This window comes from Algibacter aquimarinus (assembly GCF_039543265.1).
GTDB classification, from domain to species: domain Bacteria; phylum Bacteroidota; class Bacteroidia; order Flavobacteriales; family Flavobacteriaceae; genus Algibacter_B; species Algibacter_B aquimarinus.
In genome coordinates this window covers 1-16868 of record NZ_BAABJK010000003.1, presented here as the reverse complement: position 1 = coordinate 16868, position 16868 = coordinate 1, and the positions used below count along the sequence as shown (strand labels likewise).

Genomic DNA, 16868 nt, shown 5'->3' with positions numbered 1-16868 from the left:
TCTTTAAAATTATGTAGGTTTGTGAAAAGATTAAATTGGTAATGAACAAAACCCTTTCAAATTTTATTATAGCTGCTTTTATTGGGCTTGTTTTTATAAATTGTGCGAATAGAGGAAATCCTGATGGAGGTCCAAAAGACGAAACACCACCTGTTATAGAAAAAACAGAACCAGATAATTACTCGACAAATTTTAAGAGCAAGGAAATAAAAATTTATTTTGATGAATACGTTAAAATGAAAGACGTACAAAAGCAGTTAGTTATTTCTCCACCAATGACTACACAGCCGGAAATCTCGCCAATTGGAGGTGCCAGCAAATACATTACAATCAAAATAAAGGATACTTTACAACCTAATACTACTTATGCTTTCAATTTTGGAAACAGCATTACCGATAATAATGAAGGAAACCCATACCCTTATTACAGGTATGTTCTATCTACAGGAGATTACATCGATTCATTAACCGTAAAAGGCAACATCGTTGATGCCATAAAAAGAGAGCCAGAAACTTTTGTGTCAGTAGCTTTATACGAGATTGACTCAACTTTTAACGACTCTATAATTTATAAAAAACCACCTAAGTATATTACCAATACTTTAGATAGTCTTACTACTTTTTCTATTGAGAATATTAAAGCTGGCAAATACATGCTAATAGCTTTAAAAGATAATAATGATGACAATAAATTTCAACAAAAAATAGATAAAATAGCATTTTACAAAAGTTTTATTGATGTACCTACAGATTCACTTTACACACTAAAATTATTTTCAGAAGAGCTAGATTTTAATGCTACAAGACCTAAATTAATCTCTGGCGAAAAAATTATTTTTGGTTACGAAGGCGATTATAAAAACATGCAAATTGCCATTACATCAGATACTCCCGATGAGTTTGTTTCGCGAATAACTAAAGACGAAAAAGCAGATACACTTTACTATTGGTATAAACCAAGATTAGAAGTAGATTCTTTATTATTTAAAGTATCTAAAGGTGATTTTGAAAAAGATTTTACTGTTAGAATTAGTGAGCAAAAAAGAGATTCGTTAAACATAACCTCATCGCCTTCAAGCTCCATTGGTTATGATGAATCTTTTAAAATTTCAGGATCTACACCACTTATAGAATTTGATAATTCAAAAATTTCTATAATGGATAAAGATTCTATGGATGTTAACTTCACAACAAAGTTTGACATGATTTCAAACACATATGATATAAACTTTGATAAAACAGAAGACAATACATACAAAATACAAATACTACCAGAAGCTTTTATCGATTTTTTTGATGATAAGAATGACACCTTAAATTATACATTAAAAACAAAAAAAGAATCGGATTATGGCAACCTAAAGGTTATTATAAATAATGCTACGTATCCTATTATTGTTCAATTAACAAACAACAGTGAAGAAGTTATTTATGAAAAGGTTTCTGAAAAACAAGAAGCTTTAGATTTTTTAAATATTAACCCAGGGAAATATTTTTTAAGAGTTATTTTTGATACTAATGGTAATGGAAAATATGATTCTGGCAATTACTTAAAAAAGATTCAACCAGAGCGTATTAGTTTTCTTCCAGGCGAACCTGATGATGATATTAGAGCAGGCTGGAATGATGTTTGGACTATTAATTTGTTAGATTAAAGGCATCTCTATCATCTAAGAATTTAAGTTTATTTCTATAAGCTTCGATATGCCTTTTTTCCAACTTTACAATTTCAGTTTGTACTTTATTAGGCATAAATGAGGTTATCAAATTTCCTAAAACATCATAACAAGCCGAATGACCGGAATATTCACTATTTACACCGTCAACTCCCACCCTGTTTACTCCAATACAATAACTCATGTTTTCTATTGCTCTAGCTTTTAATAAAGCATCCCAAGCAGATACTCTTGGTTTTGGCCAATTTGCAACATAAAGCAAAACATCATAATCTGCAATATTTCTAGCCCAAACCGGAAAACGTAAATCGTAACAAATCAAAGGACTTATTTTCCAGTCTTTGTAATTTATTATTACTTTTTCAGTACCTGCTTTGTAAATTTTGTCTTCGCCAACTAAAGTAAACGTATGCCGTTTGTCGTATTTTGAAATATAGCCCGATGGCTCAACAAACAACAAGCGGTTATAATAGCTTTTATGTTCTTCAATTACAAGGCTTCCTATAATAGCAGCATTTGTTTTTTTTGCCATCTCTTGCATCCAAGCTACAGAATCTCCATGCATAGGTTCAGCAACTTTTGCAGCATTCATAGTAAAGCCAGTTGTAAACATTTCTGGTAATACAATGATATCTACCTCTTCAGGAATATCACTAATTTTTTTGGTGAATTGGTCACAATTTTCTTTAGGGTTTTCCCAAACTAAATCAGATTGTACTAACGCTATCTTTAACTCGTTTTGCATATCTTAAAATTACACATTTTATAGAAGAATTAAAATTAATTAAGTAATTTCAACTGGTAAAAATTTTATGCCTTTTTTATGAGAAAATATACGTTCTTTTTATTCTTTTGTTTTACCATTACTTTCTTTAATTCTATAGAAGCTCAAATAGATTATTTCCCCGAACGTAATGCTAATTGGGAAGAAAAATCGCCCTCAAGTTTCAATGTTGATATTAATAAACTAAATGCAGTTATTGATTTTGCTGAAACAAACGAATATTCTGGCTCAAGAGATTTAAGAATTGCTATTCTTAAAGGTTTTGCTAGAGAGCCATTTCATCAAATTTTGGGACCAACAAAAAAACGAGGCGGTCCTGCAGGATTAATTTTAAAAGATGGTTATATAATTGCAAAATGGGGTGATACAAAACGAGTAGATATGACTTTTAGTGTTACCAAAAGTTTTCTATCTACAATGGCAGGTCTAGCTGTTGATAAAGGATTAATTAAAAATGAAACCGATAAAGCTAAAGACTATGTTTGGGATGGTACTTTTGATGGCGCACATAATTCTAAAATTACGTTCCAACACTTATTACAACAAAACTCTGATTGGTCTGGAGAACTTTGGGGCGGAAAAGATTGGGCAGATCGTCCACCTCGAAAAGGCGATTTGGACGATTGGAAAAACAGAACACTCAAAGAACCTGGAACCTTTATGGAGTATAACGATGTTCGCGTAAATGTACTTGCGTATTCTTTACTTCATGTTTGGAGAAAAACTTTACCGCAAGTACTTAAAGAGGAAGTGATGGATAAAATTGATGCTTCTACAACATGGCGTTGGTTTGGTTACGACAATGCTTGGACAACTATAGATGGCTTAAAAATGAAATCTGTTACCGGCGGCGGGCATTCTGGAGCTGGCTTATTTATTTCAGCAGAAGATATGGCACGATTTGGACTACTATTTTTAAACGATGGTAAATGGAAAAATGAGCAGATAATTAGTGAAAAATGGATTGCAAATGCAACCAAATCCTCGGTGCCAAATGTTAATTACGGCTATATGTGGTGGCTGAATAAAAAAGGCTCCAGATACTGGGAAGATGTATCTGAAGATGTTTATTATGCAGCTGGTTTTGGAGGTAATTTTATTGTTATTGATAAAAAAAACAATATTGTTGTTGTAACCCGTTGGTTAGAACCCTCAAAAATTGGTGAATTCATGCAAAAATTAACTAAAGCTCTAAATTAAATTGTATTTAAAATATCAGCTGCTTTTTTTAAAGTTTCATCTGTTTTTGCAAAACAAAATCGCAACACCTTATTGTCCAAATTATCATCATTAAAAACTGAAAGTGGAATTGAGGCAATACCAGATTCAATAGTAAGTTTCTTAGCCAAATCTACATCATATTCTTGTGTAATCTCAGAATACTCTAAAACTTGAAAATATGTCCCTTTTGATGGTGTAAACTTAAACCTAGAATCTTTAATCAAATTTAAAAATAAATCTCTCTTCTTCTGGTAGAACTCCGGTAAATCCAAGTAATGTTTGGGGTTTTGCATATAATCTGCAATTCCTTTTTGTGTGGGGTGATGAACGCAAAACACATTAAATTGATGCAGTTGCATAAATGCTTTCATAAGTTCTTTTGGAGCACAACAATAACCAATTCGCCAACCCGTATTATGAAAAGTTTTACAAAAAGAAGCCACTACAAAACTTCTAGATTTTAAATCTGGAAATAAGCATGCACTTTGATGTTTTTCTCCATCGTAAATCATGTGCTCATAAACCTCATCACTTAATACAATAATATTGGTGTTTCTTGTAATTTCTTGAAGTTTTAGCATATCGCTTTTTGAAAAAACAGTACCAGACGGATTATGAGGTGTATTGATAATAATCATTCTTGTACGACTATTAACCTTCTGTTTAACCTCAACCCAATCCACAGAAAAGCTTGGCGCTTTTAATTGAATAGAAATGGTTTTTCCGCCGTTTATAGTTACAGCTGGTTGGTAACTATCATAAGCAGGACGAAAAATTATAACTTCATCATTCGGTTTTACAAATGTGTTTATAATTGTAAAAATAGCTTGAGTGGCACCTGCAGTAATTGTAATTTCATTTTCTGGATGGTAAATTGAACCATAAAGCAACTCTATTTTTTTAGCTATAGCTTCCCGTAATTCTTGATTACCAGCCATTGGCGCGTATTGATTATAACCAGAATTCATGGCTTTACAAACTAAATCTATTAACTTTTGGTCGCTACCAAAATCTGGAAAACCTTGAGACAAATTTATGGCATCGTGTTTTTTTGCCAATTTACTCATTACTGAAAAAATTGTAGTCTCTACATTCGGAAGTTTAGAAATATGCTGCATCTTGTAAAGATACAGACTTCTTGAAATAATTACACACCCAATTTTACTAGCAAATCTTGTTTGTATGTTCTTCCAATTGGTATTTTATTGTCTTTTACAAATAATACATTACCAGAAATTTTACTTACAAACTTGCTATTAATAATATAAGATTTATGGACTTGAATAAATTGATTTGATGGAAGCTTTTCTTTCCAGTTTTTAAGTGAATCTATATATGAAAATCTTTGACTCTCAGTTACAACCGTTATGTAGTTTCTATCTGATTCAATGAATAAAATAGAGTTTAAAACCAACTTATGTAATGTTTTATCAACGTTTAAAAATATGGTCTCTTCGTCCTCTACTGTTATATTATTAAAGCGTTCTTTTCTGTCTTTTGCCTTGTTAACAGCTTTCAAAAACCTATCAAAAGAAAATGGTTTTACTAAATAATCTACGATAGTATCGAGTTCGAAACTATTTACCGCATAATCAGGATACGCGGTTGTCATTATAATTGCTGGTGGATTTTTTATGGTTTTTATAAAATCAATACCGGATATATCGGGCAAATTAATATCTAAAAAAACAACATCAACTGTATTACTATTTAAAAATGTATTAGCTTCAATAGCTGCTTTAAATGTATCTACAAGTTCTAAATTTGGAATTTTAGATATGAAATTATTTAAAATTTTCTGTGCCGGAATTTCGTCTTCTATAATAATACAATTCATGTCAATTCTAGCTTTAGTGATACTCTAAACCTATCAGATTTATCAATATTTAATTCATATTGCCCATCATAAATTAGCGCCAATCTTTTTTCTAAATTTTGTAAACCAATTTTAAAATCTGTCGTGGTTACTTTATTGGGGTTAAAATCGTTTTCGCAAGTAAAATTTAAACTACCGTTTTCTATTTTAATATTAATAACAATATCACTATTTAAACTACTATGTTTAAATGCATTTTCAATAATAGTTATTAGAAGTAATGGTGCAATTTTATAATTTAAATTATCTAAGTTTTTATGATAAACTATTTTTTTAACGCCCTCAGTTCTTATTTTTTGAAATTTGATATAATTATCTATAAAATGAACTTCTTTTTCTAAAGAAATAGTTTTCTCGTTACTATCGTACAATACATGTTTTAAATTATCTGAAAGCATTAAAATAAGCTCAGGAGTTTCATTAGGTTTCTCGATAGAATAAGAATAAATGGTGTTTAAATTATTAAATAAAACATGAGGATTTATTTGAGACTTTAAAAATTTAAGTTCCATTTCTGTATGCTCCTTTTTAACGGTTTCAACCTCTTCTTGTTTATCTATAAATCGGTATAAAATCCAAACAAATGAGAAGAAAATTAACGGCACTAAACTTTGCCATAAATAATCACTTAAACATTTAACCAATGTACAGCCGCATTGGGCAAAAGCATAACAGTATAATTGGGTTGCCAAAAAAGAAATAGCTGCAAATACAAAAACATAAAACGCATACATTTTCTTTTTTACAAAAAATGGTAGTAAAAAGAAATTGTTTAAATAAACAATAGCTACTAAAATAGAAACATACTGTAAAAATGGATTTTCTTTCCAATAGAAATCTGAGAATAAAAAAAGTGACACAAAAACAAACAGCATCCAGAATAAGATGTGAACCAATACTTGGGAGATGTTTTTATTAATAATTCTCATTTTCATTTTTAAAAGTAATTAGAAAACATATAACCATCAAAGAAAGTGTACAAAAACACATTTTGTAGTTACAAACGTATTTTTTTGTTGTTTGCAAGGTTAAATAATGTGTTTGTGTTGTTAAAAAAGTCTTGTATCCATATTTCTGGATTAGTGTTTGAAGGTCTTCTACATTTGAAAAAAACAATCAATCATGAAACGAACAATTCCTTTTATAATATTAATACTTAGCCTACAGTTAGGGTTTTCTCAATCATCAACTCCCTTAACATTAGATAAAAACGGAAAAGAATTATTGCTCGGAGAAATTAATCGCAGTCATTTAACTCAAAATAGTTTTAAAACTTGGTTTAATTCTAATTACGACGATTATTTACCAAACAAAGATGTTGCTAAACAATTAAAAGACTCATTAAAAAATTACAATATAAAAGTATTTTTAGGTACATGGTGTGGCGATAGTAAACGTGGTGTTCCAAGATTTTACAATGTTTTAGATTTAGCAAAATTCCCAGAAGAACAATTACAAGTAATTGCCGTAAATAACACTGAGGATGCTTATAAACAAAGTCCTAATCATGAAGAAAAAGGACTAAGCATTCATCGAGTTCCAACTTTTATTTTTTATAACAATGACAAAGAAGTTGGAAGAATTGTGGAATCTCCGGTTGAAACTTTTGAGCGCGATATTCATAAAATAGTTATTGAAAAAAAGTATACGCCTAATTATGTTGCAGTTAATTACATGAGGTATTTATTGGCTTCAAAATCTATTGAAGATTTAAAACAAGATGAAGCTAATTTAGTACCAAGACTAGCAGAATTTGTAAAAGGTAGCAGAGAACTAAACACTTATGGATATTCACTTTTACGCTCAAATCAATTAGAAAAAGCACTATATATTTTTGATTTAAATACCAAAATATTCCCTTACAGGCACAATGTTTTTGATAGTTTGGGTGAAGCTAATTTAAAGCTAGAAAATTATAATGAAGCTTTAAAAAATTATTATAAAGTGTTGAGTTTAAAACCCGATGATAAAAATGCAATAACTATGGTTGAAAAGATTAAAAAAATTAATATTGGAGATTAAACTATGTTCATTTTTTTTAATAAGAAGGATGCATTCATATTTTTACAAATGCCTTCTTTTAATTTATAATCAAAATGAAGCTCATCATTAATTATTTCGGCATCAAAATAGTAGTTTTTAACATCTTCAAGTTCTTTTTCAATTTCGCATAAACTTAAATCGTGTGTAGCTATAATTCCAGTAGTATTTGAAGCCACTAGTTTTTCAACAAACTTTCTAGAGCCAATAGCTTTATCGGTACTATTTGTGCCTTTTAAAATCTCATCTAAAACTATAAAGTACGACTCTTTTTGAATAGCATCAACAATGAATTTAAGTCGAGTTAATTCTGAAAAGAAATAGGAGCTATCATCAGTTAAGGAATCTGTAGTTCGCATACTTGTAATTAGTTTTACAGGCGAATATTCACTGGTTTTAGCGCAAACTGGCAACCCAACATTACTCATAACAATGTGTAAAGAAACCGTTCTTAAAAATGTACTTTTACCTGCCATATTAGCTCCAGTAACAATAAAAAATTGCTCATTATTTATTGTTAAATTGCTATCAACACGTTTTGTGTTTTTTAGCATAGGATGCCCTAAATCTTTGGCTTTAATTATAGAATTTGCATCTGAAACTATCTGTGGAAAAACAAATCTTGGATGATTGAATGCAAAGTTGCCGAGAGCGTTATACGCATCGAAAAAAGCAACCACACTAAACCAATCAGATACTTTTTCGGCGTGCTTATTTATCCATTGCTCTATTTTATAACTGTTCCTAATATCAGTAAGAAAGTAACCGTTTCCAAATATGGCTCCAATAATATTATTCCTATTATCTAAAGCATCCAAAAACTTTGAAAATTCCTTAAAAATTACTGATGCCTTTTTTTCTTGAGATTGAATTTTTTTCTGTTTCTCTTGTAATAACTCAGATGAAAAAGTTTCATTTTCTATTAAATCTAACAGTAATGCATATTGCCTAAAAGTATCTTTAATTTTATCTGTATTTGATGCTAGATTATTTATGTTTTTTAGGTATTTACCAGTAATAGCTAAACCTAACAACAGCCAATACAATAAAAAACTTCCGCCTATAATTTTAAAAAAAGTGAGGGCTATTAAGGTTAAAGTTAGCACGGAATAAATTAACGGAAGCCTTTGCATTATTTTAGACAAAAAAGGTTTATAATCTTTTAACCAACTAATAATCTGTTTCGCAGGGGTTTCAACTTCAATTAAACGAGATGTGGCAGAATAATGCTGTTGCCATTTAGTTTTATTGCTTAACTCTTTAATGGCTTGTTGTCGTAAAATAATATCTTCTGTATTATTAGCCTTTAAATTATTAGCTAATAGTTCTGTTCCCTCTTTTATGGTAGTTCTATTTATAAATTGAAAAAAAGAACCTCGTCCGAATAAATCTATATCTAAGCTGTAAAAATGATGTGGGTCTTGAAATTTTAAACCTTTATCGCGTTCATAAAAATCACCTGAAGCTATTTTTATCTCCTCTTCATTTATAGCAACTAATGCTTTATTAAAATTCCGCAATCGTTTTATATCTGTGTATTTAGATAGTAAAACAACAAAAACAACAACCCCAACTAAACCAATTAAAAGGGCAACTTGCCATTGATTAAAACTGAGGTAAACACCAAATACTGTAATTAAAAAAATGCCAAGTCTATATAGACTAAAAGCTGTCATTTTTTTATAAAGTCTTTTCGTTTCAGCTTGATATTTATCAAGGTTATTTTTATAAAATTCTAAAGGGTTTATCATTGTTAAAATGCATTCAAAAAGTAAAGAAACAAAAAAGCCCTGAAAAAAATTTCAGAGCTTGAAGTTATATTTTTAGTTTGTTAATCTCTAGACATAAAAATACTAAGAATATACCAGAATAATAACATTAAAGACGCAAATAGCCCTAATGCCGCAGGGATATAGTCGTCGCTAGAATATTTATGTACCAAGTTTGATGTTTGATATAATATGGAACCTCCAGCCAATAAACACATAGCAACAGAAAACCATAATCCTAAATTAAAACCAAATAAACTGCCTGCAATTATTAACCCTATGGCAATAAAAAACCCAATTGTTAAGCCTGCTTTTAAAAATGAAAAATCCTTTTTTGTGATAAAAACAATAGATGACAACCCAATAAATAAAGCCAAGGTAACAATAGCTGCCTGATTTAAAATTTCTGGACCAGAATCCATATAAAATGCAGCAATATATATAAGCGGAACAAAAATTAGCGCTTCTGCAAGAATATAAATACCAAAAGCAAGGTATTGCATATTTTTATCTGGTGTTTTCAAAGTCATTTTCTCAGCATAATTAGTAATAAACATAAATCCACCAAGCATAATTAACCAGCGCCAACCTTCTGTCATAGACAGCATAAAATTGACAATAGTTTCGCTTTGAAGTAATAAATATTCAAAAAGAATAAACACTAAAACACCACCCGCCACATGCGAATATGTTTTTTTATAAAAGGCAACCTTATCAACTTGAGATAACTGACCAATTAATAATTTATCATCAATAGAATCTTCCATATTTTAATTTAGTATTGGTTTGAGAGTTAAATGTAATAAAAAAAGAAACCGAATTCTTACGTTATATATAAAAATTCGGTTTTATAATATTAATTATATTTTTAATCTCTAGAACCTCCAAACACTTGAAGCGCCCAATATAGCAATGTTGCTAATGCACCAATAGCTGCAACCAAATACGTTCGAGCTGCCCATTTAAGTGCATCTTCTGACCCTTTATATTCTTCTGGTGTTACCATATTTCTATTTTTCAACCAGGCTAAAGCTCTATTACTGGCATCGTATTCAACTGGTAAAGTAATAAAACTAAATAGTGTTGCAAATCCCATTAGCACTACTCCTGCCGCTGCAACCCACCAGCCTAAACCTAAACCTGCAGCACCACCAAGTACTAAACCACCAATAATTAACCACTGAGACATTCCAGAGGATACACTAACTACTGGCACGAGTGTAGATCGCATTTGCAGCCAACTATAAGCATTTGCATGTTGTACTGCATGACCGCATTCATGAGCAGCTACAGCTGCCGCAGCAGCATTTCTTTGATTATAAACCGCTTCACTTAAATTAACCGTTTTATTTTTTGGGTTGTAATGGTCTGTTAATCGTCCTGGTGTAGAAATAACCTCAACGTCCTGAATACCATGGTCTGAAAGCATTTTCTCTGCAATTTCAGCACCACTCATCCCGTTTCTTAATTGAACTTTGGAATATTTTGCAAATTTCCGTTTTAACGTATTACTAACTAACCAACTTACAAGGCCTATAGCGCCTATTAATATATAATATCCAAACATTTTTTTATTTTTAAATTCTATAATAAATATAGCAAAAATAGAGCCAATGTTTAGTTATGAAATAATGTCAGTTTATGACACTTCTGTTTCCCAATTAAATGCTTCAGCAATTTCTTTATAAACAATTTCTCCTTTAACTATATTTAATCCTTTTGCAATTGAAGAATCTATACTACAAGCTTTCTCCCAACCTTTGTTAGCCAGTTTTATAACATAAGGCAAGGTAACATTGGTTAATGCTACCGTAGATGTATAAGGAACAGCTCCTGGCATGTTAGCAACGCAATAATGAACAACATCATCAATAATATATGTAGGGTTTTCGTGTGTTGTGGCCTTTGTGGTTTCAAAACAACCGCCTTGATCAACCGCAACATCTACAATTACAGTACCTGGGCGCATATCTTTTAACATATCTCTTGTTATTAATTTAGGTGCTTTTGCACCTTTTATTAAAACACCCCCAATTATTAAATCGCTTTCTTTAATTCGTTTTCTAATATTATATTCACTTGAAAATTCTGTAACTACATGATTTGGCATAACATCATTTACATATCGTAGTTGCTTCATATTAATATCCATAATGGTAACATGAGCACCTAATCCTGCAGCCATTTTTGCCGCCTGAATACCAACAATTCCAGCTCCTAAAACTAAAACTTTTCCTGGTGGAACCCCTGGAACGCCTCCTAATAAAACGCCTCTTCCCTTTATTGGCTTTTCTAAATATTTTGCGCCTTGCTGAATAGACATTCTACCTGCCACCTCAGACATTGGAATTAATAAAGGAAGTGCACCATGACTATCTTCAACCGTTTCATATGCAATACAAATTGCTTTACTATTTATCATGGCTTTTGTTAATTCTTCACTTGATGCAAAATGAAAATAAGTAAAAACTACTTGATCGGGCTTTATCAAATTATACTCTTCTGTAATGGGCTCTTTCACTTTTACAATCATATCGCTAGCCGAGTAAACTTCTTCAATAGTTTCTAAAATTACAGCACCAGCTTCTTGGTAATCTTCATTAAAAAAACCACTACCAAAACCAGCATCACTTTGTATGTAAACGGTATGATTGTTTTTAGTTAATTCGAAAACTCCTGAAGGCGTCATACCCACACGATTTTCATTATTCTTGATTTCTTTTGGGACTCCAATTTTCATAATTGTACAATTTTAAAGTTAGACTGAAAGCTTGTACAATAATAAATAAATGATTGATTCTAGATGTTTTAAAAACCTCTTTTTTTGATTAATTGTTAGTAAATATTGAAAATTGTTAAAAAATATTTATCGTTTTTAAGTTTTTACAATAAATTCAATTTCAAATTCACTCAAAACATTATAAACTAATAGTTTATTAAAAATGATATTTTATATGAAAAATCAGTCATTCCTGTGTCTTATTTTTAAAACAATAATGACAAGACTTAATAAGGAAGTTATGGTATTAGCAATTACCATTGACAAACTATTGATATAAATTCCATAAACGAGCCATAAAATAACACCAATAAACATAGCAATAAACATGGTTAAAGATATTGCTTCAACATTTTTAGTTTTCCAAGCTCTATAAACTTGAGGAATAAATGCCGATGTTGTTAAAATTGCCGCAATAAATCCAATAATTTCAATAGGCTCAAAATGAAACATAAATCTATTTTAAAGTTATAATAATATTACAATTTTATATTTTAAAATGCAGCTAAGTTTAAAATATGTTTTCAATAAAAACGGTAAATCTATTTTTAATATCAGGAGAATTAAATATTCTTTAATTTTGCCTCATAAATAATCATTGAAATAATGGTTTTTAGTTAGAATAACAATATGCGAAAACTAAAAAATAGCGAGCTAAACAGACTAAGTGTTGATGGGTTTAAAGAAGCAAAAAAAACACCTATAATAATTGTTTTAGATAACATAAGAAGTTTAAACAATATAGGTTCGGTTTTTAGAACTAGCGATGCGTTTTTAATTGAAAAGATTTATTTGTGTGGTATTACTGCGAAACCACCACACAAAGACATCCATAAAACTGCTTTAGGCAGCACAGATACTGTTGCTTGGGAATATGCTGAAAACACTATTGATTTAATTGAAAAGCTAAAAACTGAAAACATAAAAATCTGTGCTATTGAACAAGCCGAAAATGCCATAATGCTTAACGATTTTAACGTTGAAAGTAATACTAAATACGCGCTAGTTTTTGGAAATGAAGTAAAAGGTGTTGCACAAGATGTGGTTTCGGCAAGTGATTTTGTAATTGAAATTCCTCAATTTGGCACAAAGCATTCATTAAATATTTCAGTGAGTTGCGGGGTTGTGGTTTGGGATGTCTTTGGTAAACTTCAACAACCATAAATGGTGACGAAAAAAACTAAGCAACCTTGGCCAACAAAAGATGTCATGAACCAAATTTATGATATGAAACTTTGGGGAGGTAAAGATGTCGACTTTTATTCTGGTTTTGGCTCACATAATCCTGACATTGTAAATCCATATTTAGACTATGTTATTTCATTTTTAAAGTCTCAGAAAAAACCTTTGGTAGTTTGCGATTTAGGTTGTGGAGATTTTAACATAGGTAAGCATTTAATCAAATACTCTGAAAAATATATTGCTGTAGATATTGCCGAAAAACTTATTGATAGAAACAAAACCTTATTTAAAGCAACCAATTTAGAATTCCTTTGTTTGGATATTTCAAAAGATAAGCTTCCTTTAGGTGATTGCGTTATACTAAGGCAAGTATTACAACATTTATCTAACACAGAAATACAACGCATTGTAAAAAAGTTAGAACATTATAAATACATCATTCTTACAGAACATATCCCAATTGAAGATTTCATTCCAAATAAAAATATTATTTCTGGTCAAGGCATTAGAATAAAACAAAATAGTGGTGTAAATTTATTAAAGCCTCCTTTTAATTTAAGAGTTAAACACCACAAGCTTCTGGTAGAGAATATTTTGGAAAACGGAAAAGGTAAAATTGTAACTACCTTATATGAAATATGATTTCATCAATTAAAACCTTGTTTTTTAAAGGTATATCAAAAAAATACAACCAAAAATTTCAAATAAATAATACTTATAATTCAGGCATCTACTTGCTGAATAAAAGCGTTAATTTTACATTAAATTTCTTAAAATTATGACTCATAAAAATCCTGAAACAGAACGGTTAGCAGCTTCTAACAATTATAAAAACTGGAAAAAATGGGGACCTTATTTAGCAGAAAGACAATGGGGTACTGTTAGAGAAGATTATAGTGAACATGGAGAGTCATGGGAGTTTATAGATCATGAAAAAGCACGGAGTAATGCTTACCGGTGGGGAGAAGAAGGTATAGGTGGTTTTTGCGATGCTAGAGAAATTTTATGTATGGCACCTGCATTTTGGAACGGGAATGATACCATATTAAAAGAACGTTTATTTGGTCTTACCAATAATCAAGGAAACCACGGTGAGGATGTTAAAGAACTCTACTTTCACCAAGTATCAACGCCAACACATTCTTACAACAAATACTTATACAAATATCCGCACGGTAAATTCCCTTATGACGATTTGGTTAATGGCAATAGAAAAGGGCGTCATGAGCCCGAATACGAATTATTAGACACCGGTATTTTTAAAAACAATGCCTATTTTGATTGTTTTATAGAATACGCAAAAGCTGATGTTGATGATATTCTTATGAAAGTTACCGTTGTAAATAGAGGCTCAAAAGCAGCCGAAATTCATGTATTACCTCATCTCTGGTTCAGAAATTTCTGGAAACACAACAATAAACATGAACGCCCTGTAATAAAAACTTTAGGAGCTCATGCAGCACAATCTAGCAGTCCTAGAAACGGCGAATACTATTTATACCATGAAGGCGGGGAACAATTATTTTGTGAAAACGAAACCAATAATCAGCGTATTTATAATTTTAAAAATGAAGTCTCTTATGTTAAAGATGGTATACATGAACATGTTGTAAACAAAAAAGAGACTGTAAACCCTGAAAATAAAGGGTCTAAAATGGCCGTTTGGCATAAATTTAAACTGAAAGCTGGTGAGGAAAAAAGTGTAAAAATACGTTTAAGTCAAGTTGAATTAGAAAATCCATGGGACACGTTTGACAGTATTTTTGATGAAAGAAAAAAAGAATGTGAAGAATTTTACGCTAATATTATAAAAAAGGACTTGCCAGAAAATCGTCAAAATCTTGCCCAAAAAGCATTTTCAGGATTATTATGGACGAAGCAATTTTACTATTTTGATGTGTTTAAATGGCTGTTTGGTGGCCCCGGAGAAAGCAAACCAAACAGAACCAACATGAGAAATTATAATTGGCAACACCTTACCAATAGACATATTATTTCTATGCCAGATAAATGGGAATACCCATGGTATGCTGCTTGGGATTTAGCGTTTCATATGGCGTCCTTTGTAGAAATAGACCCTTATTTTGCCAAACAACAATTATTGTTGTTTTTAGAAGAAAGTTATATGCATCCGAATGGGCAAATTCCTGCTTACGAATGGAATTTTAGCGATGTAAATCCTCCGGTACACTCTTATGCAGTTTGGAAAGTTTACGAACAGGATAAAGAGAAAACAGGAAAAGGAGACATGGTTTTCTTAGAAAAATCATTCCAAAAACTACTTATCAATTTTACATGGTGGGTAAATCAAAAAGATAAAAGTGGAACAAGTCTTTTTGAAGGCGGGTTTTTAGGTTTAGATAATATTGGTGTTTTTGATAGAAACCACATGCCACCAGGTGTTAAAAAAATGCAACAAGCCGATGCGACTAGTTGGATGGCTATGTTCTCAATTAATATGCTGCGAATGGCTTTAGAATTATCAAAAACCAATAAAGTGTATGAAGAATCGGCTGCTAATTTTTTCAGACACTTTTTAAATATTGCTTGGGCGATGCACCATATTGGCAAAAAAGATATTTCGCTTTGGGACGATGCAGATAATTTCTATTACGATGTTGTTGAAATGTCTAGCGGGGCTACAGACCGCTTAAGAGTTCGCTCTTTAGTTGGTGTTATACCTATGTTTGCCGTTGAAATTATTCATAAAGATTTATTTGAAGAATTAAAAGAATTTAAGAAAAGAGCAAACCGGATAATAAAAACAAGACCAGATTTAGCCTCCTTAATTTCTAACTTAGAAAAAACAAATGAAGATGGAAATTATCTATTTTCCATTATGCGAGGTTTTAGGTTGGAACATTTACTTAAACGCTTGCTAGATGAAGATGAGTTTTTATCAGATTATGGAATTCGTTCACTTTCAAAATATCACGAAAAATATCCTTTTGTATTTCATCATCATGGGCATCATCAAATCCAGTACGAATCTGGCGAAAGTCAATCAAATATGTTTGGTGGCAACTCCAATTGGCGCGGACCAATTTGGATGCCTTTAAATTACATGATTATACAATCGTTAAGAAAATATTACACGTTTTATGGTAACGACTATCAATACGAATTCCCTACAGGTTCTGGCAACAAACTGAATTTAAAGCAAATTGCTAACGAATTAACAAAAAGATTAATAAAACTTTTTGAACCTAATGAAGATGGTAAATTCCCTTACCATTCTGAAGACCCAGATAAGGTTTTTACAAAAGACAAACACTTTAAGAATGAACACTTTTTCTATGAGTTTTTTGATGGCGATACTGGTAAAGGCCTAGGAGCTTCACACCAAACAGGTTGGACATCGCTTATTGCTAATTTAATTTTGGAAATGGATGAGGAGTAATTTAACTTGATTCTAAAGCTATTAAAATCTAACTTCGCTTATCGCTTGATATAAGTCATTAAAACGACGTCATATCATGTCGTTGGCATTAATTTGAGAAATGACCGTAAAAGTAACAGACAAAGTTGACCAAAAATCTTA

The 16868-nt window shown here is 30.9% G+C and carries 15 protein-coding genes; 6 read left to right on the top strand and 9 right to left on the bottom strand.

The window, feature by feature from the left end; genetic code table 11:
- The first annotated feature begins 41 nt into the window (after positions 1–41).
- Positions 42–1655 carry an Ig-like domain-containing domain gene (locus ABD939_RS02250; RefSeq protein WP_345164091.1) on the top strand — a complete coding sequence of 538 codons (1614 nt, stop codon included), beginning with the start codon at positions 42–44 and terminating at the stop codon, positions 1653–1655.
- On the opposite strand, the gene ABD939_RS02245 is transcribed toward ABD939_RS02250, so the two are convergent.
- Positions 1639–2421: an amidohydrolase gene (locus ABD939_RS02245; protein ID WP_345164089.1), complete on the bottom strand. Its 783-nt coding sequence runs from the start codon at positions 2419–2421 to the stop codon at positions 1639–1641. The two genes, ABD939_RS02250 and ABD939_RS02245, sit on opposite strands and share 17 nt — an antisense overlap.
- 78 nt (positions 2422–2499) lie before the next feature.
- Here ABD939_RS02245 and ABD939_RS02240 point away from each other — a divergent pair, with 78 nt between their 5' ends.
- A complete protein-coding gene (locus ABD939_RS02240) occupies positions 2500–3660 on the top strand; it encodes a serine hydrolase domain-containing protein (protein ID WP_345164087.1) in 1161 nt (386 codons plus the stop codon).
- Here the strand turns inward: ABD939_RS02240 and ABD939_RS02235 are convergent.
- The 3 genes from ABD939_RS02235 to ABD939_RS02225 are packed head-to-tail and all read right to left on the bottom strand — an operon-like array spanning position 3657 to position 6492.
- Complete coding sequence (locus ABD939_RS02235; RefSeq protein WP_345164085.1) at positions 3657–4799, bottom strand: methionine aminotransferase; 1143 nt, start codon at positions 4797–4799, stop codon at positions 3657–3659. The two genes, ABD939_RS02240 and ABD939_RS02235, sit on opposite strands and share 4 nt — an antisense overlap.
- Before the next feature lie 29 nt (positions 4800–4828).
- On the bottom strand, positions 4829–5518 hold the full coding sequence (locus ABD939_RS02230; protein WP_345164083.1) for a LytR/AlgR family response regulator transcription factor: 690 nt from the start codon (positions 5516–5518) through the stop codon (positions 4829–4831).
- Positions 5515–6492, bottom strand: coding sequence for a sensor histidine kinase (locus ABD939_RS02225; protein WP_345164081.1), 978 nt, complete (start codon positions 6490–6492; stop codon positions 5515–5517). The genes ABD939_RS02230 and ABD939_RS02225 overlap by 4 nt, the downstream gene beginning before the upstream one ends.
- 187 nt (positions 6493–6679) lie before the next feature.
- On the opposite strand from ABD939_RS02225, the gene ABD939_RS02220 reads away from it, so the two are divergent.
- Complete coding sequence (locus ABD939_RS02220) at positions 6680–7579, top strand: hypothetical protein (protein WP_345164079.1); 900 nt, start codon at positions 6680–6682, stop codon at positions 7577–7579.
- On the opposite strand, the gene ABD939_RS02215 is transcribed toward ABD939_RS02220, so the two are convergent.
- The 5 genes from ABD939_RS02215 to ABD939_RS02195 all read right to left on the bottom strand — a co-directional run bounded on the left by ABD939_RS02215 (position 7576) and on the right by ABD939_RS02195 (position 12598).
- Positions 7576–9348 (bottom strand): MutS-related protein, encoded by a 1773-nt coding sequence (locus tag ABD939_RS02215; RefSeq protein WP_345164077.1) that lies wholly within the window; start codon positions 9346–9348, stop codon positions 7576–7578. The two genes, ABD939_RS02220 and ABD939_RS02215, sit on opposite strands and share 4 nt — an antisense overlap.
- 80 nt (positions 9349–9428) lie before the next feature.
- The gene (locus ABD939_RS02210; protein ID WP_345164075.1) at positions 9429–10133 is read right to left on the bottom strand and encodes a Bax inhibitor-1/YccA family protein; all 705 of its coding nucleotides are present in this window, start codon (positions 10131–10133) and stop codon (positions 9429–9431) included.
- 101 nt (positions 10134–10234) lie between these two features.
- Positions 10235–10933: a zinc metallopeptidase gene (locus ABD939_RS02205; protein WP_345164073.1), complete on the bottom strand. Its 699-nt coding sequence runs from the start codon at positions 10931–10933 to the stop codon at positions 10235–10237.
- A 72-nt stretch (positions 10934–11005) separates the two neighbouring features.
- Positions 11006–12106 carry an alanine dehydrogenase gene (gene ald / locus ABD939_RS02200; protein ID WP_345164071.1) on the bottom strand — a complete coding sequence of 367 codons (1101 nt, stop codon included), beginning with the start codon at positions 12104–12106 and terminating at the stop codon, positions 11006–11008.
- Between the two features lie 222 nt (positions 12107–12328).
- Positions 12329–12598, bottom strand: a complete 270-nt coding sequence (locus ABD939_RS02195; protein ID WP_345164069.1) for a SemiSWEET family sugar transporter — start codon at positions 12596–12598, stop codon at positions 12329–12331.
- 177 nt (positions 12599–12775) lie between these two features.
- Here ABD939_RS02195 and ABD939_RS02190 point away from each other — a divergent pair, with 177 nt between their 5' ends.
- The 3 genes from ABD939_RS02190 to ABD939_RS02180 all read left to right on the top strand — a co-directional run bounded on the left by ABD939_RS02190 (position 12776) and on the right by ABD939_RS02180 (position 16727).
- Positions 12776–13309, top strand: coding sequence for an RNA methyltransferase (locus ABD939_RS02190; protein WP_345164067.1), 534 nt, complete (start codon positions 12776–12778; stop codon positions 13307–13309).
- The gene (locus ABD939_RS02185; protein WP_345164065.1) at positions 13310–13969 is read left to right on the top strand and encodes a class I SAM-dependent methyltransferase; all 660 of its coding nucleotides are present in this window, start codon (positions 13310–13312) and stop codon (positions 13967–13969) included.
- Between the two features lie 136 nt (positions 13970–14105).
- On the top strand, positions 14106–16727 hold the full coding sequence (locus ABD939_RS02180; RefSeq protein WP_345164063.1) for an MGH1-like glycoside hydrolase domain-containing protein: 2622 nt from the start codon (positions 14106–14108) through the stop codon (positions 16725–16727).
- Positions 16728–16868: the final 141 nt, after the last annotated feature.